The following is a 22,348-nucleotide window of genomic DNA, read 5'->3' as shown; positions in this document are numbered from 1 at the left end:
TTACAGTCTCTTGTCAAAGGCCTGACCACTGAATCCACAACCTAACTTTAGAAACCGCCGGATGCCGAACGGCACGTCCGGTGGTGTGGGAGGGAGCGAGGTGCAAACCCGCTCTCTACCCGATTGCGCCTCCCTGACGGACAGCCGCTGCGGCAGAAATTTTTCCGCGCTCCGGCGCAATTGCGCCGGACTGGAAACGTGCGGAACCCAGAAAATATTGCTCAATACATGATGGATTAAGAGCGGGCAGCAGCCTGCTGCAGTATTTCTGGGCTGAGAAGTTTGATAGCACCGCGCAGTGTTGCAACAGCGCCTTTCTTGCGTAAGGCGCTTAAGGCACGCACGAGACTCGCTCGGTCGACGCCGAGTAAGGCAGCGAGTTCCGACTGAGTGATTTTCAGAAGGTTGTTGGTAGCCATGACGGCGCCGGCTTCATTCCTAAAAAGCAGCAGGAGCGTTGAGGCGAGCGCTGTCAGCGTGTTTGGCGAAGTTGAAACGTCGGCCGCAGAGTAGAGCAGCAGATTGACGAATTTGGCATACCAATCGATGGTTGCCAATGCAAAGTCAGCAGAACCGCGCAGATACGCTTCAATATCGACCGCAGAGAATTCAAGCGCAGCAACTGCAGTCACTGCTTCTGTGAGGTGACGAGTTTCAATTTCAAATCGATTGCGGTGAATGACCGGAAACATTGTTCCGGGGCCCTGCCACGCAATCACACGGTTGCTGCCGGAGACACTGATGATCGAGGTACGCGCGAGTCCGGCGTCAAAGAAGAAAATTTTCTCAAAAGGTGTCCCCGCAGCCCAGAGACTTTCGCCGCGTTCAAATCGGCGCACACGGTGCGGCAATGAAAGGAGTGCTGTGCGAAACACGGAGAAATCTTGAGTGAAGAGATAGCGCGGCTGAAGCATGACCCACGATGATTTTGAGGAGGCTGAAAATGCATAAAGTGAGAATAACGATTTTGAAAACAACCTTTGATTCTGAACTGGCCCGCGAATACGGCGCAGCAGGCTTGGGTCCCTGTCCGATGATGAAGCGCGGGCAAGTCTTTTATGCAGACTATGCGAAACCGGACGGTTTCTGTGATGAAGCTTGGAAGGCGATTTATCAGTATGTATTTGCACTTGCGCACGGCAGCGGAAAGGATCTTTTTTATTTCGGCGACTGGATTCGCGAGCCCGGTGTCGCCATCGTTTCTTGCAATGATGGCCTGCGGCCGGTCATCATGAAACTTGAAGCAACGGACATTCCGTCAAAGCTCGACTACGAGCCGGTTCTCCATAGTCATAGCTGAGTAGTCTATGTTTCTGACTTGCTAAAAAGATAATCCTCGGGCATACTTCGTCTCCTCTTTGCAGTCCGCAGTTCTTGTGCAAGTGTGAAGAGACAGATGGCGCCGGTGTAGCTCAGCTGGTAGAGCAGCGCATTCGTAATGCGAAGGTCGGGAGTTCGAATCTCTTCTCCGGCACCACAGGTATTCAAAAGCCCAGAAGATTGAGATCTTCTGGGCTTTATTCATATTGATATCCGTTTTGTGCGGTTGCGGTCCGCGGGCTTGATATAGGCCGGCGAACCGCTTCAGGATTACTTAGCTGAGGTGGTTGAACCGCCCAGTTTTTCACCCATTGCGTCAGAGAGCTTCTGCAGGATCAAGCCTTCAATGGAGGCAGAAGAGATGCCTGCGGCAGAGAGTTTGCCGTTTTCATAGCGAATGTTCTGCAGTGAAATCTTGGTAGGCACCTTATCTGAGTACTTCTGAATCTTTTGAGCAGTCTTGTCTTTACCCATGAGGGAGGAGATGAGTGAGGCCACTCCAGCCGCTTCTTTGAGAACTTTTGTCTGCTTTTCTGCGGGTTGGTCAATTTCAGCCTTAGCAATGATCAGCTTAATAGGATCCGTCGTTTCGACATCCATGCCTGTCAGTGCGGCCTTGGTCCAGCTCATGAGACTCGTGCCTTTGGCGTTGGTAAGGTCAAGCGAAGCAAGGGACGCATTGCCCTTCCAGCCGAAAACATTCTGTTCCTTTTGCGTCCGAACGGTCGCACGGCCATCGGCCTCCAGCGTTCCCGACTTGGCGCCAAGTCCGGCGTAACCCTGCATCAAATTGGAAAAGGACTTCAAGCCAATATTTGCTCCCTTCACGCCAATATCTGCAGAGAGTGGTGCGAGAACGAAGTTGCCGGCAGCGGTGAGCGAGCCTCCGCCTAGGTCTGCTGAGAAGTCAACAGAGCTCTTGGTGCCAGACTTTGAAGAGACGTTTTTGAGGGCGGCATTGATTTTGGGAATCTCGACGGAAGCCGCCGGTGAAATGGATTCATCGCGGTACTTCAGAGAGCCGTTTGTCACTGTGGCTTGACCAAGAGACCAATTCCAGGCAGGTTCGGCGGAATTTGTCTTCGCGGTTTCCTCCTTAGACGTCTTCTTTGCAGTGCTCGGCTTGGTTTCAACGGTGAGCTGAGACAGGTTAAGACCGGACTTTGTCATTACGGCGTAGGCCGTGGGCTGTACGACGGCAATGCTCTCGACTTTTGCCGTACGGGAAGCAGTAGAAAATTCGCTCAGCTTGACAGCAGCAGACTTGACGGAGGCGAGGGTGGTCTTGCCTTCTTTCAAAGCAAAATTCGCCACATTGACCGTACCAGAGGCCTTAGCATCTTTGCCGTCGTAAGCCCCTGTGAGGTCAAAACCGGCAGTGAGCGTGAGGCTGGGTTTGAGGAATGCCTTCAGATAGGGCGCAGCTGCGGCGGGCGAAAGGTTCGAACCCTTGGCAGTCGCCTCAACCGATAGCGGTGCGATCGTCGCCGTGCCTGCGGCGGACAGCTTGCCGCCTAAAGTCTCGAGCGAGAGATTAAAGGAACTCTTTTCGCCGGCAGCCGAGGAAAGATTCTTCACGGAAGCATCAATGTTCTTCACGGAAACAGCCGCAGCGGGCGAGACGGTGGAGTCGTGCCAATTCAGTGCGCCGTCACGAAGCGAGGCGGAGGCGACGGCCCAATTCCAGGCAGAAGAGCCGGTATTTCCGCCTGCATCCTTCGGCGCTGCGGCTGCGGTATTAGCTTGGGAAGAAGCTGCTCCGGCGGCACTGTCAACCGCACGAAGCAAATTGATGCCGGTCTTGCTCTGTGAGGCATTGATCGTGAGCCCGGTGGCAATGATATTCTGCACGACGGCCTTTTGTGCGGTGAGATCAATTTCTTTGAGCGTGACTGAGGCTTTGGGAAGCGTGATGATCGCTTTCCCGTCCTGCGTAATTGAGACGTTGTCGAGCGAAGTAGTGCCCGAAAGCAGCATCTTGGCAGGCTGCCCGCCGGTAGGATTGCGGAAGATGAAGTTGATGTCGCTCGACAGATCTGCACCGGCTACAGTGAGTTCACGGGTTCGCAGCTGCGGAAGAATTCGGGCCAGACGTGCAGCGTCAAGTCGCTGCACCTTGAGGTTGAGCTGAGCCTCGAGACTCTTTCCAAAGGGTTTGGTCGTGCCAGTGGCTTCAATGGCGGAGCCGTTGAGTTTTAGTGAGAGCGCCGGCGTCACCAAACTTTCGCGAGCGCTCTCCATCGTCGAAACGAAGGGAAGTTTCACCGATAAGTCAGTGAGTGACTCATCAATGCCCTGTGATTTGTCTTGGTAGCGCAGAGAGCTGTTCGCAACGGTGATGTTGTAGAGCGCGAACTGAGGAAGACCGGCGTCAGATGAATCTGCGGATTTCGCAGCTGTTTGAGTTGCCTTGTCGGCGTCATTTCCGCCGAGGAGTTTCTCAAGTTCTCGGCGATTTTTTTCATTGACGACGGCATTGACCTTGAGGCCGTCAATCGTGATTTCGTCGAGTACGGGGGCGAGCTTGAAAAGCGTCTGTGAGGATGCGTCAATGCGCAGCAGCCCGAGCGACAGCAGCGGATCCGAGCCTTCTTCAGGAATGGTGAGCCCTCTGAGTTCAAATACCCAGGTCCAGGGGTTGAATCGCACGTCATCGAGCGTGACAGTGCGGTTGAGCAGCTCAGACACATTCTTTTCAATGACCGTACGCACGGCGTAAGGGACGCCGACATAACCCGCCGCAGCGTAAAGTGCCACGCCCACAGCAGCGGCGCAGGCGGTAAACGTTAGAACTTTTGCCATGAATTCATCTCTCCCAGAGCGGCTCGAGAACACTTGCCAGATCTTTTCATTATCTGCCGACTTCGGCAGAAAAACGGCAACCGTTCGTTAAATGAAAGTCATTCGCAATACCCGTAGGGGTTTCCGTTATTGGTAAAGATTTCACCAATGACGGGCATGGATGGGTTTCTTAGTATGAAGGTATACCAGTTCAAAAAAGAAAGCGTCCTCAGAGCATAACAAAATCAAAAGGATGCGGGAGACATAAAATGACAATTTCCGTCTCAAGGCGCGCCGTCCTCAAAGGAACCGGCGCAGGTTTTGCCGCTTCATTATTTATGCATACAGCCCCGACACTGGCCGCCGAGACCCAGGCACATTCGGGGGACAGCGAATGGACAGGTTATACGATCTGCGACAGCTGCAATCACATGCCGATGTGCGGCATCACTTTTCATGCCAAAGGCAATACGGTGATCCACATTGAGAATTGGAAGGAGCATCCCAATCACTTCCTTTGCTCAAAAGGCATCGCTACGCTGCAGCGGCTCTACAACCCGAATTGACTGCTTTATCCCTTAAAGCGCACGAATCCCAAAGGATCTGACGATCCGGGCTGGGTTCGCATCGGCTGGGATGAGGCGATCAAAATGATTGCCGCCAACCTCAATGCGGTCAAGGCAAAGTACGGAGCAGACCGTGTGCTCTTTTACTGCGGTGACCCGAAGGAGCCGCGTCCTCCGGTGATGCGGCTGGCGCGCTACTTTGAGAGTCCCAACTACGGATGTGAATCATCCGTCGCTTGCAATTTGGCGTATGTGCATGCTGAAGAGCTCTCTTACGGTCAGGAAATCGCCGGTGGTCCGAGCCCCAAGACCAAATGTGTGATGATCGTCGGGAAGAACGGCTCATGGGCGAGTCCGCATGGGTTCTTCCGCAATTTGCTCGCACAGAAGGCGCGCGGCATTAAGCTGATCGTGTCCGACATTCGCCGCACGAAGGTGGCTGAACAGGCGGATATCCATCTGCAGCCTAAGCCCGGCACGGACGGCGCATTGGCTTGGGGGATGATCCGCGTGCTGGTGAAGGAGGGACTTGTCAACCAGCCCTTCATCGACCAGTGGTGCACGGGCTACGAAGAATTGGTGCAGTATGCTGAAAAGTTCACGCCCGATTATGTAGAGAAGGAAACCGGGGTCAAGGCCGAGGATGTGATCGCGGCTGCACGCATGTTTGCCGACGGTCCGTCGGCGATGATGCTCCCTGGCCAGTCCATTCCGCATCAGCATAACGGCTGCAACAATGTTCGCGCCTATTCCCTTTTAATGGCGTTGACGGGCAACGTTGATAATGTCGGGGGCTCTTCGTTTGATGACTGGCCCAAAGACTATATTCGCTGGGATGAGGGTTACACCAGGACCTTCATTGACCAGCAGTGGTTTAATCAGCCCGAACAAAAGGCTAAGCGCATTGACCGTGAGTTTGCGCCCATCTGGAATGAAATGCAGGTGCTCTGCAGCCCGAATGCCCTTCCAGAAATGGTCAAAGCGGGCCGCATCAAGGCGTTCGCAGGCTTCGGTGCAAACCTCCTGATTTGGCCTGATCCTGCCGAATATCAGGAAGCCGTGCGGAATCTCGATTTCTCATTTGCAACCGATTACTTTTATCGAGATGAAACGCACCATGACATGGATCTGGTGCTGCCGGCGGCCATGAATTACGAACGGTATGCACCCTTCGGTGTGCACGGCCGCAAAGTAAGTGCTCGTAAACCAGTGAAGCCGCTTGGCGAATGCTGGGAAGACTGGAAGATTGCCTTGACCATCGGCGCGGCCGTAACGGGCGACAGCGACCGTTTCTTCGGCGGCGACCCGGTGAAAGCGTGCGACTCGATGCTTAACGACTGGGGCACGAGCTACGCGGAACGTCAGGCGATGCTTCCAAATGTCAATGTCTGCGAGTGGTTCCCTGCGCCGCAAAAAGAAAAGTTTGCGAAGGGACTGCTGCGATTTGACGACAAACCGGGCTTCCGGACGCCGTCGGGCAAAATTGAGTTTTTCTCGAGCATTCAGGCTAAGCACGGTCAGCCGGGGCTCCCCGTTTATGTTGAGCCGCCCAAACCGACGAAGGATTATCCGCTCAAGCTCATTAACGGTACGCGCCGCCCGTATATTACGCATTCAAAAACCCGAGGCGATCAGCCGTATCTGCTCGAATTGGAACCCGAATCCGTCATCAATATGCATCCCAAGGATGCTCAGGACCGCGGTCTCAAGGAAGGTGATCGTGTTTGGATGATTTCTCCCTACGCTGCCACGAAGGTGCGCGCCCGGGTGCGTGTGACGATTCTCTGCCAGCCCGGCATGGTTGACGCTCAGTATGGCTGGAGAGGCGATCAGGAAACGCAGGTGATGATTCCTCGCAAGAACTGGGATCCGATCTCCGGTTATCCGTGCTGCAACGATGTGTGCATTGAGGTCGTAAAGGCCGATGAAGAAAAAAAGAGCGCTTAAGGGAGGAAATCGCCATGTCAAGATTCGGAATCATCGTCAATGTCGACAAATGCGTCGGCTGCCATGCCTGTGCGATCGCCTGCAAGGAAGAAAATCAAGTTGCTCCTGGCATTTTCTACGAACGCGTGGAGCGCTTTGAAAATATTGCGGCCAACTTCATCAATTGGTTCCGCGTGAGCTGCATGCACTGCGACAAGCCCGCCTGTATGCCGGTTTGTCCGGTCAAGGCTATTCACCGCGGCCCTGCGGGTGAAGTTCTGGTAGATCAGAAAAAGTGCATTGGCTGCCGGATGTGCGAACGCGCCTGCCCGTACGGCGCTCCGAAATTCAATGCGTCTGGTGAAACCAATTACTTCGGCGGCAAAACGCCGCTTGCTATCCGCGAACTCGAGCCTTGGCAAAGGCACGCTGCTGGCCGTGCAGAACACTGCACGCTCTGCACGCATCGCACGAGTCAAGGCCGTCCGCCTGCCTGCGTGGAGGCCTGCGGCATCGGGGCCATAACCTGGGTAGATTTTGATGCGCCCACACCGGAAGCGGAGAAGTTGATTGCTGCGGCTAAGCCCATGAACGCTGCGGCCGGCACCGAGCCCAAAATCCGCTATGTCGGACGGCATTTGGATGCGGCAGCAATGTCTCCCCGCGTCTAAAGTTTTTTGGGTTTGAAAAATCTGCGCCCGCAAATCGTCTGAATTTGCGGGCGTTGAATATTAGATGGCGGCGAAGCGGTCAGGCGCTCTTTGGCGTCAGCAGTTCGTGAATGCCCATCAGCATGGCGGCGATGCCGAGGTAAGGACCGGCCGAGTCCCCCATTGCATAAATGGCCTCTACAAGGTTCGGTACGAACTTTGCCGGATGTTCTGCATAGAATTCGAGCCCTTTCGGGGCTTCTGCACGCATTGCTGTGACGGCAAGAAAGGCGAGCATCAGTCCGAGATGGTCTTCAGGGACGACCGGTCCGCTTGTGAGCTCAAGTCCTGCATCGGCGTAAGCCTTGCGGCACTCCAATTCCGAGCCCTGGCAAAGAAGATGCTGCGGACTCGTCCAAACACTTTCGCACAGCGGGATTGTCTTGGCGCCGGAGCCCAGAAAGAGTCGGGCATAGGCTTGAGCGATTTCGATGTCCTGAGGCGGAACAACCGCACCGATCCGTTCCCGGGTCTCAGCAGAAATGCCTTCCTCATCCAGAAGCGCGTCGCCTGCGTCGACGAGTGCGTCGGAGGCACCCAAATTTTCAGGCTGCAGAAATAAGAGTGAAAGTGCATCGAGCACTGGGTAGAGGCGGATGTAGGCCGCTTCGTTGTCTGAAGGAAAGCTGTGAAGAGACATTGGTGCGTAAAACGACAGAGGGTAATGACGACCGTTATTATCGCGAACCAACATACTCCTGACCTCTTTTGGCTGTTGCTCTGATGACAGAAGCTTTTATCTGCTGTTGCTATTAAATGAGAGCGGTCGGCCACAGGTGAAAAGCACAATGGGCTCAAAACGTTCGTCAAGGTTCATGGCCTTGCGCAGTTCATCATGGTCAAAAGACGCCCGGATGCAGCCTGCGAGTCCAAGTGATGCGGCGGCAAGATAGCAGCTTTGCCCCATTGTGCCTGCGTCCACATATGGTCCCGTCGGACGAGCGGTCTTCGCGCGCTCAGTGTCGACGACGAAAGCAATCGTTACCGGTGCCTTTTCGACGTACTCAAATTGATATGCAGTCGATACCTTGCGAACATCTTCAGAGGCAAGCTGTTCGAGTTCATTTTGGGCGGCATCCCAGCGCCACACACCGTCCTTACGCAGTACATAGGGAGAGACGGCGCGCAAATCGAGCGTAGAAGGCGTTGTTCGTCGGCCATCATCGGCGGTGATGCCGGCAGAGGCCCAAAGGAGCGCGGCGAGTTCAGCATCTGTCAGCGCTTCGCTTGAACATTCACGATTGGTACGGCGCTGAGACAGCGCATCTTTAAGTGGAGCGGACAGTATGGCTGGAGCGGGAAGCGAGATGGATTTCACCATGGTTTTCTCCAAAATAATGCAGGACGGAATTAAGAGTTTCGGGCGGTAAGGAGGGATTCCAGGGCAGAGCTTTCGGCTAGCCGTTCACGGACTGCGTCAAGCCGCCTCAACATAATGGATGCCGCACGCCGCAGGATTCGTTGGGCAGTCTGCGTTCGGGTATGAATACAGCCGCCGGAAAGCATCAGGTAGGCTGCCGAGGCCGGAGGTGTTGGGGCAACATCGTCACCCCAGGGACAGGCTTGCCGGGTGGGCAGGTTTTCGCTCAGCTTGACGGGCAGTCCTTCAAGATGCGAAGCATCCTCAAGACATAGACCGCACATTGACGAATCCCATTTTGAATGGCAGAGCACTTTGCCTTGAAGTTCTGTGCCCGTACTCACTTCAGGTTCAAATTGCAGCACCAAGATCGGCAGGTTTCGTACAAAAGGCGCGGTTCCTGCAGCGGCATTGATCAGGAGCACAACGGCGACCTCATCACTGCAGGACTCTGGTGCCACAAAACGGCCTGCCGTTTGTCCGGTGAAGTTGATTGACGGCCGACATATCCCAGTAAGGCCTTCGAATATCGTTATAGCTTCTTGGCTGCGTTGGGGTGTCGCTGCCAGACAAATAGCAAGAAAAGGCGAGGATGACTTCATAGCAGCTTCATCTGGTCTGGGTGAGAGAACCTTCAGGTTCATTGTCATCGGCAAGGCGGTCGAACGGGTGTCATTAAGCGTCAATTACAAAGCTCCCAGCGTCACTGGCTGAGCCAACCTCGGATTATTCGATCGATTTGATGTGATTGCATTCAGGGACTTAAGCAACGCGCTTTCTAACCGCCGCAGCCTTTTCAATCGAACCGGCATTTATGGCGCCTAAAGACAATACGTTGACGCCAACGGGCATCGATGAATCTAGGGAGTCCAACCTATATTTCAGATAGAAAAAGCTGCAAGAACCAATTGAATGTCGGTTCTGGAACTTTGCAAACGAATTTCAATTTGCTCCGCACGGACCTCTCTAGGCGCCAAGAGACACTGTCCAACTCCTCGAGCAGAGCATCCCACTCTCAAGGATCGCAAAATGCCCAAGCAGGATCTCCCGCAGTCAGCACAGAAGAAAAAAAACTTCAAGATGCCCGATATTTACATCATTCTCGGGATCTTCATACTCTTGATGGCCGTACTTACGTACATCGTGCCTTCTGGGCAGTATGACCGCCATGTAGTTGAGACCGTTCACGGTGTTCAAAATCTGGTAGTCGCCAATACATACCATGCGGTTGAACCACATCCAGCCGGATGGCTTGAGATCATCACGGCTATTCCATATGGCTTTGAACGTGCTGCCGGTATTGTCGTTTTGACTTTTATGGTCGGAGCCTGCATGGGGCTCATCAAACGTGCAGGGCTGATTGACCTCGGCGTGCAGCGCCTTTCACGGGCTGTCGGGCAATCTGAATTCCTCGTTGCCCCGGTTTTGATGTTGGTTCTTTCACTCCTTGCTGCTTTTATTGGTGTGCCGGAACTTTCGCTCGCATATCTGCCGGTTTTTCTGCCGCTCTTTTATAGACTCGGCTACGACGGAATGACTGCAACTGCCGTTGCTTTGCTTTCTCCGTGTATGGGCTTTACCTTCGGCATTACGATTCCCGGCTCCGTCGGCATGGGGCAGCAAATTGCTCAAGTGACGATGTTTTCTGGTTCCGGCCTGCGCGCTGTTGTACTGGCTGTAGTGATTTTGATTTCCATCGTCTATGTGATGGTTTATGCGGCACGTGTCAAGAAGGATCCACAGAAGTCTCTTACCTACGACACGGATATCGAAGTTAAAGAAAAGCTTGCAGCTGAAGAAGGTGAAAAATCGGGGAATCGAGAGCTTGTCTTCACGTCAAGACAGACGTGGGCGGGCATCTCCTGCCTCATCATGTTTCCCTTCGCAGTCTATTTGATTTTGTCAATGAATCTTGGCTTTGAGGCGATCGGCGGCCTTTTTCTCACGATCGGTATCATCGCAGCCATCATTGCCGGCAAGACTGCTCAGGAGATTTGCGATGACATAAATGCGGGCATGCGGGATTTGATGGTCGGTGCTCTTCTGTGCGGCGTAGCCTCTGCCATTGCTGTGGTTATGGATAAGGGCGTTATTACCGACACGATTGTTTATTGGCTCGAGCAGCTTTTGGCCACAACGCCGCCGGCGCTTTCTGCAATCGCTATTTTTTGGGAACAGGCCATCTTCAACGCCTTGATTCCAGGCGCCACGGCACTCACGATTCTGACGATGCCAATCCTTTCGCCGCTTGGCTCTCTGCTGGATGTTTCTCAGCAAGCCATTGTTTCGGCGAATGCCTGGGGCGGGCAGCTTACAGACATCTTCTTTCCCACTTCGGGCTTTTTTGTCGCGACTCTTGTGATCGCTAAAGTCGAATATACAAAGTGGCTGCGGTTCTATACGCCGCTCATGTTGGTGCTCGGTGCCGTATGTTGTGCTGCGCTCTATCTGCAGCAGCAGTTCAATCTCAATTTCTGATCTGAGAGAGGATCGCAAGCATGTTTGATTTGATTATCAAAAAAGGAATGGCAGTCCTTCCTGATGCGGTAGAAATGGTGGATATCGCCGTGAAAAACGGCGTCATTGCAGCCATGGCACCAACGATCGACGAACGGGCTGCACGTGAAATTAACGCGCTCGGACAGTATGTGTTGCCGGGGATGGTTGATGTGCACATGCATCTTTCTGAACCCGGCCGCACTGAATGGGAAGGCTATCGTACTGGTACACAGGCAATGGCTGCCGGCGGAATTACTTCATTTGCAGAAATGCCGCTGAATCAGATCCCTTGCACGACGGATGTTCCAAGTCTGGAGATCAAACTCAAGGCGGCCGAAGGGCAATGTTGGGTCGATTATGCGCCGATGGGAGGGCTCGTTCCTTGGAATCTCAAGGATTTGGCACCGCTCGCGGATGCAGGGGTTGCGGCGTTCAAGGCCTTCGTTGCGACATGCGGCTCCGGTAAGCCGGGTGACTTTAAAAATGTCACCGACTTTGAGCTTTTCCGTGGGGCCCGTGAAATTGCGAAAAAGGATGGTCTGCTGATCGTGCACTGTGAGAATGCGACCATCACGGATGGACTTGGCGCCGAAGCTCGCTCCGCGGGCGAAACGTCACTTTCTGCTTATGTGGCATCCCGCCCGATTTTTACCGAAGTGGAGGCTGTGCACCGCGTACTGATGATTGCTGAAGCTGCAGGCTGCCGCATACATATTGCGCATTGTTCCTGTCCGGAAGCCATTGAGGAGGTTGAACGGGCAAAGGCTCGCGGCGTGGATGCGAGTTTTGAGTCTTGTCCGCATTACTTTTTGTTGGCCACTGAAGACCTCGATGCCATCGGACCGAAGGCAAAGTGCTCTCCACCCATTCGGGATCGTGCCCATCAGCGACGCATGTGGGAGCTGCTCGGCGACGGGCGCATTGAGATGCTCGTTTCCGATCACTCTCCATGTACTTTTGACCTGAAGGCTTCACCCAATGCATTCGATGCCTGGGGCGGCATCAGCGGATGTCAGAATTGTGTTGATGCGATGTTTGATGAGGCAGTGCTCAAGCGCGGCATCAGCCCTGTGGTGCTTGCCCGCGCGCTCGCTTCCAATGCAGCCAGGCGATTCCGTTTGAAAGGCAAGGGAGAAATTGCCTTGGGAATGGATGCAGACTTAACCTTCATTGATCCCTCGCAGGCTTATGTGCTGACAGCAGATCATCTGCTTTACAAAAATAAATTCTCAGCCTATGAGGGGCGCAAAATCGGTTGCCGCATTGTGCGTACCTTAGTGCGCGGTGAAGAGGTGTGGTCCCTCCAAAATGGACCGTCAGCCCGACCGATCGGAAGAAGAATGCAGATCGGATAAGTGGCGAGAATCTCTATCAAAAAAAGGATGCCTAGAAGTTTCTGGGTGTCCTTTTTTCTTGTTAATACACGTCATTTGTTTGCCGAATCGGTTGTTATGTATAACTAATACATGAGAAATTCATTGGTATATATGAATTTTTAAATATTACATAAAAAGTCTAATATTGGCACGTAATGATTATTTTTTGACGTCGGTAGCCAATGACCTAAATGACTTGTCTTTTGAAAATAGAGGAGGAATGGAGAAGCGTCTCGAAGGGCGAGAAATAAGATGAAAGACAAAATTGATATGGCTGCAGACATCCCTCAAAGCATCCTTGCCAATAAGGATCTCATTCCCTCCCAACAAACCTGGAGTTGGTACAACATCTTCGCTTTCTGGATGTCAGATGTGCACAGTGCGGGCGGGTATATCTTCGCTGGCACGCTCTTTTCGCTCGGCCTTGCCGGATGGCAGGTTTTTATCTCGCTGATTGCCGGCATCTTGATTATTTTGGTGCTCGCCAACATCATCGGTGTGCCGAGTCAGAAGTTTGCCATTCCGTTTCCAGTCATTTCCAGAATGACCTACGGCGTTTTCGGTTCCAATATTCCGGCCCTCATTCGCGGCATCATTGCCATTGTTTGGTACGGTATTCAAACCTATCTTGCGAGCGCCGCTCTCATGGTGGTGGTGCTTTATGAATTTCCCAGTCTTATTTCATACCATGAGAGCAGTTATTTTGGGCTGTCACCTCTAGGGTGGGGGTGTTTTCTCGTGATGTGGCTTCTGCAAACGGCGCTTTTTTTATGCCGTATGGAGGCCATTCGCCGTTTCATGGATTGGGCTGGGCCGATCGTATATTTGGCGATGCTTGGTCTCATGGTTCTCATTGTCGGCCGAGCGGGTTGGGAGAACATCAGCTTTACGCTGTCAGAAACCGAGATGAGTGTTTCACAAACGGCTTGGACGATGTTGCTTGGAGCAGCGCTTGTTGTTTCTTATTTTGCAGGTCCGACACTCAATTTTGGTGATTTTTCACGGTATGCGAAGACTATATCGGACATGAAGAAGGGCAATTTTTGGGGACTGCCTGTCAATTTTCTTTTTTTCTCTTTGATCTCCGTTGTGACGATCTCAGGAACACGTGCTGTTTTCGGAGAGTTGATTGTCGATCCTATCGCTGTCATGGGCAGACTCGACAACAAAGCCGCCGTTCTCCTTTTGGGGCTCACGATGCTTGTGGCAACTGTCGGCGTCAATATCGTGGCGAATTTTGTTTCGGCAGCTTTTGATATCTCCAATATTTTTCCAAAATACATCTCCTGGCGCAAAGGAGGCATGCTGGCCTCAATTGTCTCCGTACTGATTCTGCCTTGGAATCTGTTCAGTTCTCCGGAGGTTATTCACCTCACGGTCGATCTTCTGGCTGCACTGATTGGGCCGGTGTACGGCATTTTGATCGTCGACTATTACCTTGTTAAACGAGGCAAGATAAGTGTTGCGGATCTTTACAGCACATCTAGCACCAGTCTTTATTGGTACCGACACGGCGTCAATTGGCAGGCCGTCGGTGCACTGCTTCCTGCCGGAGCGGCCAGTATCTTGGTCATGCTTTTGGATAATGGGACGGGATGGGCGAACTTTACATTTTTCATTGGTGGAATTCTTGCTGCCGCTATCTATCTTTGTATTGCACGCCGATGACTTTAGGGACAGCGTAAGGCGAATTTAATATCTAATAATTAACGCTCATTAAAAGCCGTGTCGATTGCCTCGATACGGCTTTTGCCATTATGTATTCATATAAGTATTACTTGGCATGCAAAGACGGTCTATTTGTTATTATTTGATTTGAGACGACACGACATTGTGTTGATTGCTGGATGTGACAAATATTGGATTTCGTTAATTATATGAAATATATCATTTTTGTTATTTATCTGTTTTAAATGCCGTGGCACGTAATGATAATAAATTGACGCGACGAGCTCTAGATAAATGTCTTTAAATGACTATATTACTTAATAACGGAAAATTAATTCCGTCATGAATTTTCCTTGAAGGCAGGTGAAATTTTGCCTTTGTAGATGGAAAGTCAAAACCTAAATGTCAGTGCGTTGAAGGAGATTTTAAATGTCTGGTTATCCGCAGGATTTACTCTCGAATCGTTCAGTCGTCAAAAGCGACTTTGCCATCATTACGCCTCAGGGACGTGTTATTAACACGATTCCCGGGATTGTTGACGCCAAGATGACGATTCTCTGCTCGCCTAAGATCGGAGCAGGCTTTGTGCAGCTCATCGGTACGCTTGGACCCGATGCCCGGACGGAGTATCCCTACGCGACTCTGCCGCATGAAGAGTCCTTCCTTTATGTGCTTGACGGGGAAATCGAGCTGGAAGCGGATGTGGCCGGGGAAAAAAAGAACCTGACACAGGGCGGCTACTGCTATGCCCCTGCGGGAAAAGGTATCGGCTGGCGTAATGTAAATGGCAAGGTCGGCCGCATTCTGCTCTATAAGCAGCGTTATATCCCGCACCCGCAAGGGCTTGAGCCTTGGACAGTCTTCGGGAATATCAATGAAATTGCCTTCCGTGATTACGACGAAATGGCCAATGTCCATGTCAAGGATTTCCTGCCGGTGAATGAAGCCTTTGACATGAATATGCACATTCTCTCTTTCGACCCGGGTGCTTCGCACAACATCTGTGAGACACATGTTCAGGAGCATGGCGCCTACATCTATGAGGGAGAAGGCGCTTATCTGCTTGACGACACGTGGTACCTCACAAAGAAGGAAGACTTCCTCTGGATGGGAGCTTTCTCCGTGCAGGCAGCCTATGGCATCGGGCGAGGCCCGTTCTCCTACATCTATTCCAAAGACTGTAATCGCGACGTTGAGATCTGACGATTAAACGCTCATTTCGTCATCCGCTCCTTGTGTGCGGCTCTCGCCAACTGCGAGGTCGCTCACCTTGGAACGGTTCCGCTCGCGAATTGCACCTGCAGCGGAATGGTTATTAAACATTCAAGAAAGGAACTATTTATCATGGCTCTCGACCAGAACTTTAAGCATCTTGATATTCGTGAAGCGCTCGAAAATACCCACATGCGCGGGCGCAACATCACATTCCTTGATGACTTTTCCCGCAATGAAATCCACTCGCTTTTTCAAGCGGCAAAGATGCTTGAACCGTTCATGCGAACCGGTACGGATCTTTTGAAGGGCAAAGTGCTCTATACGCTTTTTTTCCAGCCTTCTACCCGTACTCGCTGTTCACATGAAAACGCAATGCATCGGCTTGGCGGCTCTGTGATTACGGAGGCGGATCCGACGCATAATTCGTCGGTCGCCAAGAACGAGTCGCTTGCCGACAGTCTGCGCGTTACGAGCGAATATGCGGATGTGATCGTCATGCGGCATCCTGACGACAAGGAAGCGCTCGGTGCACTGAAGGAAATTGAAGGTCACTGCTCGCCGGTTATCTCGGGTGGATATGGTCATGTGACGCACCCAACCCAGGGGCTCCTCGATTCCTACACCTGCTGGCGCGCGTTTGGTGATCTTTCTAAGGTGACCGTTGCTATCGCTACACCGGATCTTTCTCGTGCCCGTTCAGGACAGTCCTTCGCACTGGCGCTGGCAGCCATGGGGGCAAAGATCATCTATACAGGGACAAGTGAGCTGCGTACGCCTGAAGTGGTTCGCCAGAAACTCATCAAGATGAATGCAAATTTCGAAGAGCATTTTGATCTCACGATGAAGCAGAACGAAGAGCTCTATGCGGAAAAAAACGTAGATCTCATTTATCTGCCGGGCTGTTCGGTGAAAAAGGATGACCCGAACCGTGCGGATTTCGAAAAGAAGATGGCGAACTACTACGTTTCGCTTGAAATGCTTCGCAATATCAAGGCAAAGACTGGCAAGACTGTCGGTGTTCACCACTCTCTGCCGCGCAATCCTGGGGAATTTGATTTCGGTATCGACAATACTGAACATCAACTTTATTTCCGTGCCATCGGCTTCTCGGTAGCCCTGCGCATGGCGCTCCTGGCCGCCGTCGTTGGCGTCAACTGATTCGATTGAGGTGAGAGTTGCCGCAGAGTTTCGATTTTCTCTGCGGGGACTCATCAAACAGGCCGGGCCAGCAAGATCATGGGCTGGTTCGCCCCCTCATGGAGTTTGAGAGAGGGCAAAGTTGCCCTTTGACACCCAACATTTCTGAAGAAGGACATGAATCATGCGTCTTGTCATCGCACTTGGCGGCAACGCCCTTTTAAAGCGCGGCGAACCGATGCTCTGCGAAAACCAGCGTGAAAACGTATCCCTGGCCTGCAGACAGATTGCCAAGGCTTATGCTGGTAATGAACTTGTTGTCACGCACGGCAATGGTCCTCAAGTGGGGCTGCTTGCACTGCAAAACAATGCGTATAAGAAAGTTCCGATGTATCCCTTGGACGTGATTGGTGCTGAATCCGTCGGCATGATTGGGTACATGATCCAGCAGGAACTTGTCAACTATGTGCCGAAAACCGCTACCTTAGCCACTATTCTCACGCAGACACAGGTTGATCCAAATGATCCGGCCTTTCAGCACCCGACCAAACCAGTCGGCCCCGTCTACGAGAAAGAAGAGGCCGAACAGCTCGCCAAACAGCACGGCTGGACCATTGCTCCCGATAACGACAAGTGGCGCCGAGTCGTACCGAGCCCGGATCCTAAACGTATTTGGGGACTTGCACCGCTCAAGACACTGGTAGAAAACGGCCATATCGTCATTTGCTGCGGCGGGGGCGGCGTTCCGACCTATTTTGATAAAAATGGCCGCCTCGTTGGTGCTGAAGCTGTGATTGACAAGGATTTGGCAAGTTCCGTGCTCGCGGCATCGCTTGACGCAGATCTTTTCATCATTGCTACCGATGTAGACGGTGCCTACATTAATTGGGGTAAGCCCGATCAGAAGAAGATTGTTCAAGCCGATCCGAAATCTCTGCGTGAATTCGGTTTTGCCAAGGGTTCGATGGGGCCGAAAGTGGAGGCCGCTTGCCGTTTTGTTGAGCGCACTGGAAAGACGGCTGTTATCGGGGCACTTTCGGAAATTGAGAAAATTTTGGCCGGTGAGTCCGGCACTCGTGTTGTAAAGGAAGAAGGAGTTGTCTACGGCTAAGGAAGCCGTAAATTCCCCAATTCCGCAGGTTGAGATTTTCTCCTTATCTTTCCCTCTTGGCCGCAGGCACTCTCTGCGGCCTTTTTTTTAAAGCTTGGCAGTGCAGAGTAATCTTGAAATGCCAAATTTAACAGACGGAGAAATGCGCGATGAGTACGCAGTCTTTGGAACGGTCGCCAGCAGAGGTCGTCCCAATGGACGACGATCAACTATTACCTTTAGGCGACAGTATTCTTGCGAGTTGGATTCGATCCATCTGTCAGACCGTTCGCGGCTACGGCGTTTCGCCAGAAGCGATCTTCGAGCGCATCGGCATGGATCCGACGCTGCTCACTGTTCCGGATGCCCGCTATCCAGCCATGACTGTTCGCCGCTTTTGGGAGGCAGTGATTTCCGCTACGGGAGACGAACTGATTGGTCTTACCTGCGGTCAGGAAATGCAGGCGCCGACACTCCATGGGCTTGGACTAGCCATTATGACGAGCCATTCACTCGCACAGGTTCTCGAACTCACTGCGAGCTATGGAAAGGTCATTTCTACAACGATGGATATGAGCCTTGCACACAATGCAAGCAGTTCATCCTTATCACTGAGGACGTTGCACGGCAATGAAGCGAAGCAGGCGGCATTACTATGCGTCATTGCATTCATACAACGGCAGGCAAACTCACTTTCGCAGCATCGGGTGACGCCGGTTGAAGTCGGCGTACAGATCAACAACTGCTCGGCGAATGACCGAAAACGGCTGGAAGACTATTTTGGTTGTTCGGTCGACACTGAAAGTCCGCAAGGCTGGTTTATTCGCTACAGCTATCACGATGTCATGGAGCCTTATGCTGCACAGAATGCCATGCTTCGTGAGGCCAACGAACAAATCGTGCGTCAGTATTTAAATCGTGTTCGTCAGTATTCCTTCACGGTTCGAGTTGAAGAAGAAATTGAGGAACTGTTAAAAGCCGGCGAGAGCGCACGAATACAGGCAGTTGCAGCACGGCTCAACATGTCTTCGCGCACGCTGCAGCGGCGTCTTGAAGGCGAGCGAACAATTTTCATGCAGCTGGTGGACAAGCACAGAAAACAACTTGCTCATGATGCGCTTGCGCATACCGAACGATCGATCACGGAAATTGCCTACACAATCGGTTTTTCGGACCCCAGCAACTTTTCCCGTACTTGCGCGCGGTGGTTCGGATGTTCTCCGGCAGCCTACCGGCGACGCATTCGTCAACTGCCGACCTGAGGCGGAGCAGAAAGAACAAAGTCCCAGACAGCAGTAACACTGTCTGGGACTTGAATTTGGTGGAGGCGGCGGGAGTTGAACCCGCGTCCAGAAACCTTTTTCCGTCGGTTCTACATGCATAGCCGGATGATTTAGGTCTTAGCAGCGGCTTTGCCGACCGGCGGGCCAACCGCTGCCCAGCCCCCTAGATTTCGGGAACGCGTCGGAGACAGCCGCGGGCCCTAGGCTTTGTGATTTGATGCTGCTGCCGGTTACCCGGCCTGACCCAAAGTCAAATCAGTGCAGCATCCCGCGGGATTAAGCCGCGAGAGCGAAACGCTTGTTGTTGGCGTTTATAAGTTTGCAGCGGATTTACGAGGTGACTGCACCTCGGCATGCCCCGTACGGCGTCCGCGTCCCTGTCGAAACCAAGGCGCCCCCGAGTCGAAAGGGATTATACGCAGTTCTGACGACGAATGGCGTCGCACCTTGCAAATGGATACTTCATCGAAACAAGGCCCATTCCACTAATTGAGCGGGTTCGTCGGCGATGTAGTCAAAGATGCCGGAGTCGGGCGGAGTCTTTTGGCAGCCCCAGCTTACCCAGGCAGCCGGCAGTCCAATGGGTTGGCACGCCAAACCATCCGAGTTGCTGTCACCGGCATAAAGCGCATTGGCCGCCTTTGCGCCGGCGAGCTTCAAGGCGTAAATCAGTGAATCAGGTTTCGGTTTCAAGGCCGTGCCCGCAGGACCGAGTCCTACAACGACTGTCATTCGGGGCGTAAGACCGAGGTGCTCGCAGACGATTTCGGCCAATCCTTGTGGCTTATTAGTCACAACACCGAGCTTTACGCCGGCCGCAGTGAGGCGGTCGAGCATTTGGACAACGTTCGGGTAAAGCGTTGAAGATCGGGTGGCGCGCGCGGCGTATCGCTCGAGAAATTCCTGCCGCATCGCTTCAAAACGAGGATCGGTGCGCTCCATTCCAAAAGCGGCCTTAAGCAGCGCTGGGCCGCCGTGTCCTGATGGTTCACGAAGTTCTTCAAGCGGCCGCTCCGGAAGTCCTCGGGCGGCCAACATTTCATTCATAGCACCGGCTAAGTCAGGCGCGGAGTCGACAAGCGTTCCATCAAGGTCAAAGAGGAATAGGCGTTGAGTCATGCGGCACTCCATATAAAGGAAAACCCCCATCCTTGTGGGGTGGGGGTGTTGCTTTTATGCTACGACTGAGAATGCAGTCGCGGGAAAAGCATTAGTTGGCCGGGCGGGTACCGACAACTTCAACCACGGCGCGGCGGTTGGGCTGCAGGCACTGCACGAGTTCCTTGAACGTCTTGACCTGGCCGGCCTTGGACGGGTTCGGGCAGTTCACGACCGGATCAGCTTCACCCTTGCCTTCGCTCTTGATGAGCGCGGCGTCAACGCCCTTCTGGACGAGGTAGGCCTTCACGGCGTCGGCACGACGCTGCGAAAGCTTCAGGTTGTATGCGTCGGAGCCGATGCGGTCAGCGTAGCCGGTCGTCAGGATGACTTCGAGATCAACGCCGGCAACGCGGGAGACGAGGTCATCGAGAACCGCACGGCCTTCGTCCTTGAGCGTGGCTTTGTCAAAGTTGAAGAGCGTATCAGCCGAGAAGGTGACCTTTTCAGCGGACTTCTGCTGAGGAGCCGGGGCTTCAACAGCCGTGCAGGCCTTCTTGTCGAGAATGTCGGCATCGCAAGCGCAGCCAGCGCCGTCAATACCCATGGCTTCGGCGAGAGCCGGAGTCCAGAAGCCGGTACGCCAGCAAAGATCCGTGCTGTTCTTCACGACCTGACCGGAGGAAGAGTGAACATAGGGATTCACAGCGTCGGCGGCGGAAGCACCGGTAGCGGCGAGCAAGAGAGCGGCAGCGATGCCGCAGAGCTTCGAGGACTTCATATTAGTTTCCTTTGAAGATGGGACGAGAACAGCTGCCTGTCCTGCTTTTGAAGTAGACGGCAACGAGGGTTCATCCAAAAATGGGTTGCATTAATCGGCAGTCGGCAGTAAACAATCGCCGCCGACTTTTACTCGTCCATTATAGGAATTTGATAGAGATCTGCGAGGGGCTCACTGCAGATCTCTATCGTTTTCAAAGTTAGTTTTTGAGGCGGCTTTGCCACTTTTGGGCACAGAGTGCTGCCGCAGCGAGTGCATCGGTCTGCGGATAGGCGGCGCGAGCGTGTTTTTCCATAATCAGACGGCCGTCAACCCAGGTGTGGGTGATGCATTCTCGGCCGGCAGAATAGAGGATCTGTGCGGCAGGGTCTGCCACCGGCAGCGACTCGGGGGTGCCGAGGTCAATGGCGAAGAGGTCGGCGGCCTTGCCGATTTCGAGTGAGCCGATATCAGCGTCCCAGCGAAGTGCACGCGCGCCGCCCAAGGTTGCGGCTTCCAGCATGGCAAAGACCGGAGCGGCGGTCGGATCCTGAGCGACGGCTTTGGCCAGCATGGCGGCCAGACGCGTTTCACCGAGCATGTCGAGTTTGTCGTTGCTCGCTGCGCCGTCAGTGCCAATGCCGAGGTTGATGCCCGCCTTGAGGAACTTCGCAATCGGAGCAAAGCCGGAGGCGAGTTTGAGGTTTGAGCATGGGCAGTGGCAGACCGAGGCGTGTGCAGTAGCCATCTTAGTGATGTCTTCGTCGCTCGCATGTACGCTGTGCACGGCGATCAGGCGTTCGTTAAGCAGACCTAAGCGTTTCAGACGGTCGATCGGACGTTCGTGGTGGTCGCGCAGACTGTCGGAGACTTCCACTGCAGTTTCATTGACATGCATGTGAATCGGCACGCCGTACTTGTCAGAAATCTCTGCGCAGTGTTTCAAGGCTGCATCGTTCACAGTGTAGGGTGCGTGCGGCGCAATGGTGGTGTGCACGAAGGGGTCGCCTTCGTACTCTTGAATCAGTGCTTCGGAAAGCGACAAGTATTCAGTGTCGTTTTTCGCCCACGCTGAAGGGAAACCGATAACGATGCCGGAAACCGCGCAGCGCAGACCGGCACGAAGGAGCCCCTCGGCAGCGGATTTCGGGAAGAAGTAATGGTCGGACGTTGTCGTGACGCCGCTCGCGGCCATTTCAAGCCCGGCGAGCCAAGAGCCTTCGGCCACGAATTCTGGGCTCATGAGCTTGCCTTCAGCCGGCCAGATCTCTTTGGTGAGCCAATCCATCAAAGGAAGATCGGCACCCAGTCCGCGGACGAGGTTCATGGCTGCGTGTGAATGCAGATTTACGAACCCAGGCAGCAAAGCGCTTGTCGGGAAACGGAAGACTTGTTGGGCTTGATACGTTTTTTCGGCCGTCTCAATCGGCAGGATGTCGACGATACGTCCGGCATTGACGGCCAGGGCGGAGTTTTCAAGAATCACGCCCTTGGGGACGATCGGAATGATCCAGCGGGCTTCAATGAGGGTGTCGATAAGTTCCATGGTGGGACGGCTG

General features: G+C 53.3%; 19 protein-coding genes, 1 tRNA gene and 1 other RNA gene. 12 read left to right on the top strand and 9 right to left on the bottom strand.

Features of this window, described 5'->3' with window-relative positions; translation table 11 throughout:
• Window positions 1-236: 236 nt before the first annotated feature.
• The gene (locus DES29_RS06920; RefSeq protein WP_016475102.1) at window positions 237-914 is read right to left on the bottom strand and encodes a Crp/Fnr family transcriptional regulator; all 678 of its coding nucleotides are present in this window, start codon (window positions 912-914) and stop codon (window positions 237-239) included.
• A 29-nt stretch (window positions 915-943) separates the two neighbouring features.
• On the opposite strand from DES29_RS06920, the gene DES29_RS06915 reads away from it, so the two are divergent.
• Window positions 944-1,300 carry a TIGR04076 family protein gene (locus DES29_RS06915; protein WP_016475101.1) on the top strand — a complete coding sequence of 119 codons (357 nt, stop codon included), beginning with the start codon at window positions 944-946 and terminating at the stop codon, window positions 1,298-1,300.
• A 101-nt stretch (window positions 1,301-1,401) separates the two neighbouring features.
• Window positions 1,402-1,477: transfer RNA gene (locus tag DES29_RS06910), tRNA-Thr, on the top strand.
• 113 nt (window positions 1,478-1,590) lie between these two features.
• Here the strand turns inward: DES29_RS06910 and DES29_RS06905 are convergent.
• Complete coding sequence (locus DES29_RS06905) at window positions 1,591-4,122, bottom strand: DUF748 domain-containing protein (protein ID WP_016475100.1); 2,532 nt, start codon at window positions 4,120-4,122, stop codon at window positions 1,591-1,593.
• A 248-nt stretch (window positions 4,123-4,370) separates the two neighbouring features.
• On the opposite strand from DES29_RS06905, the gene DES29_RS12610 reads away from it, so the two are divergent.
• Genes DES29_RS12610 through DES29_RS06895 form a run of 3 tightly spaced genes read left to right on the top strand, consistent with a single transcriptional unit; the run spans window position 4,371 to window position 7,264 of the window.
• Window positions 4,371-4,667, top strand: a complete 297-nt coding sequence (locus DES29_RS12610) for a hypothetical protein (protein WP_236578877.1) — start codon at window positions 4,371-4,373, stop codon at window positions 4,665-4,667.
• Window positions 4,668-6,614, top strand: a complete 1,947-nt coding sequence (locus DES29_RS06900) for a molybdopterin-containing oxidoreductase family protein (protein WP_269089629.1) — start codon at window positions 4,668-4,670, stop codon at window positions 6,612-6,614. It begins immediately after the preceding gene.
• Between the two features lie 14 nt (window positions 6,615-6,628).
• Entirely contained in the window at window positions 6,629-7,264 is a 636-nt protein-coding gene (locus tag DES29_RS06895; protein ID WP_021995022.1) for a 4Fe-4S dicluster domain-containing protein, read from the top strand.
• A 79-nt stretch (window positions 7,265-7,343) separates the two neighbouring features.
• Here DES29_RS06895 and DES29_RS06890 read toward each other — a convergent pair whose 3' ends face one another.
• From DES29_RS06890 to DES29_RS06880, 3 genes are read right to left on the bottom strand one after another with little or no spacing between them, the layout of a single operon-like run.
• Window positions 7,344-7,997 (bottom strand): TorD/DmsD family molecular chaperone, encoded by a 654-nt coding sequence (locus tag DES29_RS06890; protein ID WP_016475096.1) that lies wholly within the window; start codon window positions 7,995-7,997, stop codon window positions 7,344-7,346.
• 42 nt (window positions 7,998-8,039) lie between these two features.
• A complete protein-coding gene (locus DES29_RS06885) occupies window positions 8,040-8,624 on the bottom strand; it encodes a nitroreductase family protein (RefSeq protein WP_021995021.1) in 585 nt (194 codons plus the stop codon).
• A gap of 29 nt (window positions 8,625-8,653) precedes the next feature.
• Window positions 8,654-9,124, bottom strand: a complete 471-nt coding sequence (locus tag DES29_RS06880; protein ID WP_113854644.1) for a hypothetical protein — start codon at window positions 9,122-9,124, stop codon at window positions 8,654-8,656.
• Window positions 9,125-9,692: 568 nt separating this feature from the next.
• On the opposite strand from DES29_RS06880, the gene DES29_RS06875 reads away from it, so the two are divergent.
• The 7 genes from DES29_RS06875 (at window position 9,693) to DES29_RS06845 (ending at window position 18,910) form a co-directional block, all read left to right on the top strand.
• Window positions 9,693-11,141, top strand: a complete 1,449-nt coding sequence (locus DES29_RS06875) for a YfcC family protein (protein ID WP_005432180.1) — start codon at window positions 9,693-9,695, stop codon at window positions 11,139-11,141.
• A gap of 20 nt (window positions 11,142-11,161) precedes the next feature.
• Complete coding sequence (gene allB / locus DES29_RS06870) at window positions 11,162-12,517, top strand: allantoinase AllB (protein WP_021995019.1); 1,356 nt, start codon at window positions 11,162-11,164, stop codon at window positions 12,515-12,517.
• A gap of 273 nt (window positions 12,518-12,790) precedes the next feature.
• Window positions 12,791-14,206 carry an NCS1 family nucleobase:cation symporter-1 gene (locus DES29_RS06865; protein ID WP_005432183.1) on the top strand — a complete coding sequence of 472 codons (1,416 nt, stop codon included), beginning with the start codon at window positions 12,791-12,793 and terminating at the stop codon, window positions 14,204-14,206.
• Window positions 14,207-14,635: 429 nt separating this feature from the next.
• Window positions 14,636-15,409: a (S)-ureidoglycine aminohydrolase gene (allE, locus tag DES29_RS06860; protein ID WP_021995018.1), complete on the top strand. Its 774-nt coding sequence runs from the start codon at window positions 14,636-14,638 to the stop codon at window positions 15,407-15,409.
• Window positions 15,410-15,550: 141 nt separating this feature from the next.
• Entirely contained in the window at window positions 15,551-16,579 is a 1,029-nt protein-coding gene (locus DES29_RS06855) for an aspartate/ornithine carbamoyltransferase family protein (RefSeq protein WP_016475091.1), read from the top strand.
• A 163-nt stretch (window positions 16,580-16,742) separates the two neighbouring features.
• On the top strand, window positions 16,743-17,669 hold the full coding sequence (arcC, locus tag DES29_RS06850; RefSeq protein ID WP_113854643.1) for a carbamate kinase: 927 nt from the start codon (window positions 16,743-16,745) through the stop codon (window positions 17,667-17,669).
• Window positions 17,670-17,818: 149 nt separating this feature from the next.
• Window positions 17,819-18,910 (top strand): helix-turn-helix domain-containing protein, encoded by a 1,092-nt coding sequence (locus DES29_RS06845; RefSeq protein WP_021995016.1) that lies wholly within the window; start codon window positions 17,819-17,821, stop codon window positions 18,908-18,910.
• 57 nt (window positions 18,911-18,967) lie between these two features.
• On the opposite strand, the gene ssrA is transcribed toward DES29_RS06845, so the two are convergent.
• From ssrA to DES29_RS06825, 4 genes are all read right to left on the bottom strand, one after another.
• Window positions 18,968-19,330: a transfer-messenger RNA gene (gene ssrA / locus DES29_RS06840) on the bottom strand.
• Between the two features lie 63 nt (window positions 19,331-19,393).
• Window positions 19,394-20,050: an HAD family hydrolase gene (locus DES29_RS06835; RefSeq protein WP_021995015.1), complete on the bottom strand. Its 657-nt coding sequence runs from the start codon at window positions 20,048-20,050 to the stop codon at window positions 19,394-19,396.
• 91 nt (window positions 20,051-20,141) lie between these two features.
• Window positions 20,142-20,810: an OmpA family protein gene (locus tag DES29_RS06830; protein ID WP_005432189.1), complete on the bottom strand. Its 669-nt coding sequence runs from the start codon at window positions 20,808-20,810 to the stop codon at window positions 20,142-20,144.
• Between the two features lie 199 nt (window positions 20,811-21,009).
• Window positions 21,010-22,335 carry a TRZ/ATZ family hydrolase gene (locus tag DES29_RS06825; RefSeq protein ID WP_021995014.1) on the bottom strand — a complete coding sequence of 442 codons (1,326 nt, stop codon included), beginning with the start codon at window positions 22,333-22,335 and terminating at the stop codon, window positions 21,010-21,012.
• Window positions 22,336-22,348: the final 13 nt, after the last annotated feature.

The organism is Sutterella wadsworthensis, assembly GCF_003315195.1.
GTDB lineage: Bacteria > Pseudomonadota > Gammaproteobacteria > Burkholderiales > Burkholderiaceae_F > Sutterella > Sutterella wadsworthensis.
The sequence above is the reverse complement of the archived record's forward strand: the minus strand, read 5'-3'. Positions and strand labels throughout refer to the sequence as shown.

Bases quoted from the DNA above. Each gene is read 5' to 3' on its own strand.
- DES29_RS06920 (WP_016475102.1), bottom strand. From the start codon at position 914: ATGCTTCAGCCGCGCTATCTCTTCACTCAAGATTTCTCCGTGTTTCGC.
- DES29_RS06915 (WP_016475101.1), top strand. From the start codon at position 944: ATGCATAAAGTGAGAATAACGATTTTGAAAACAACCTTTGATTCTGAA.
- DES29_RS06905 (WP_016475100.1), bottom strand. From the start codon at position 4,122: ATGGCAAAAGTTCTAACGTTTACCGCCTGCGCCGCTGCTGTGGGCGTG.
- DES29_RS12610 (WP_236578877.1), top strand. From the start codon at position 4,371: ATGACAATTTCCGTCTCAAGGCGCGCCGTCCTCAAAGGAACCGGCGCA.
- DES29_RS06895 (WP_021995022.1), top strand. From the start codon at position 6,629: ATGTCAAGATTCGGAATCATCGTCAATGTCGACAAATGCGTCGGCTGC.
- DES29_RS06890 (WP_016475096.1), bottom strand. From the start codon at position 7,997: ATGTTGGTTCGCGATAATAACGGTCGTCATTACCCTCTGTCGTTTTAC.
- DES29_RS06885 (WP_021995021.1), bottom strand. From the start codon at position 8,624: ATGGTGAAATCCATCTCGCTTCCCGCTCCAGCCATACTGTCCGCTCCA.
- DES29_RS06875 (WP_005432180.1), top strand. From the start codon at position 9,693: ATGCCCAAGCAGGATCTCCCGCAGTCAGCACAGAAGAAAAAAAACTTC.
- allB (WP_021995019.1), top strand. From the start codon at position 11,162: ATGTTTGATTTGATTATCAAAAAAGGAATGGCAGTCCTTCCTGATGCG.
- DES29_RS06865 (WP_005432183.1), top strand. From the start codon at position 12,791: ATGAAAGACAAAATTGATATGGCTGCAGACATCCCTCAAAGCATCCTT.
- allE (WP_021995018.1), top strand. From the start codon at position 14,636: ATGTCTGGTTATCCGCAGGATTTACTCTCGAATCGTTCAGTCGTCAAA.
- DES29_RS06855 (WP_016475091.1), top strand. From the start codon at position 15,551: ATGGCTCTCGACCAGAACTTTAAGCATCTTGATATTCGTGAAGCGCTC.
- arcC (WP_113854643.1), top strand. From the start codon at position 16,743: ATGCGTCTTGTCATCGCACTTGGCGGCAACGCCCTTTTAAAGCGCGGC.
- DES29_RS06845 (WP_021995016.1), top strand. From the start codon at position 17,819: ATGAGTACGCAGTCTTTGGAACGGTCGCCAGCAGAGGTCGTCCCAATG.
- DES29_RS06835 (WP_021995015.1), bottom strand. From the start codon at position 20,050: ATGACTCAACGCCTATTCCTCTTTGACCTTGATGGAACGCTTGTCGAC.
- DES29_RS06830 (WP_005432189.1), bottom strand. From the start codon at position 20,810: ATGAAGTCCTCGAAGCTCTGCGGCATCGCTGCCGCTCTCTTGCTCGCC.
- DES29_RS06825 (WP_021995014.1), bottom strand. From the start codon at position 22,335: ATGGAACTTATCGACACCCTCATTGAAGCCCGCTGGATCATTCCGATC.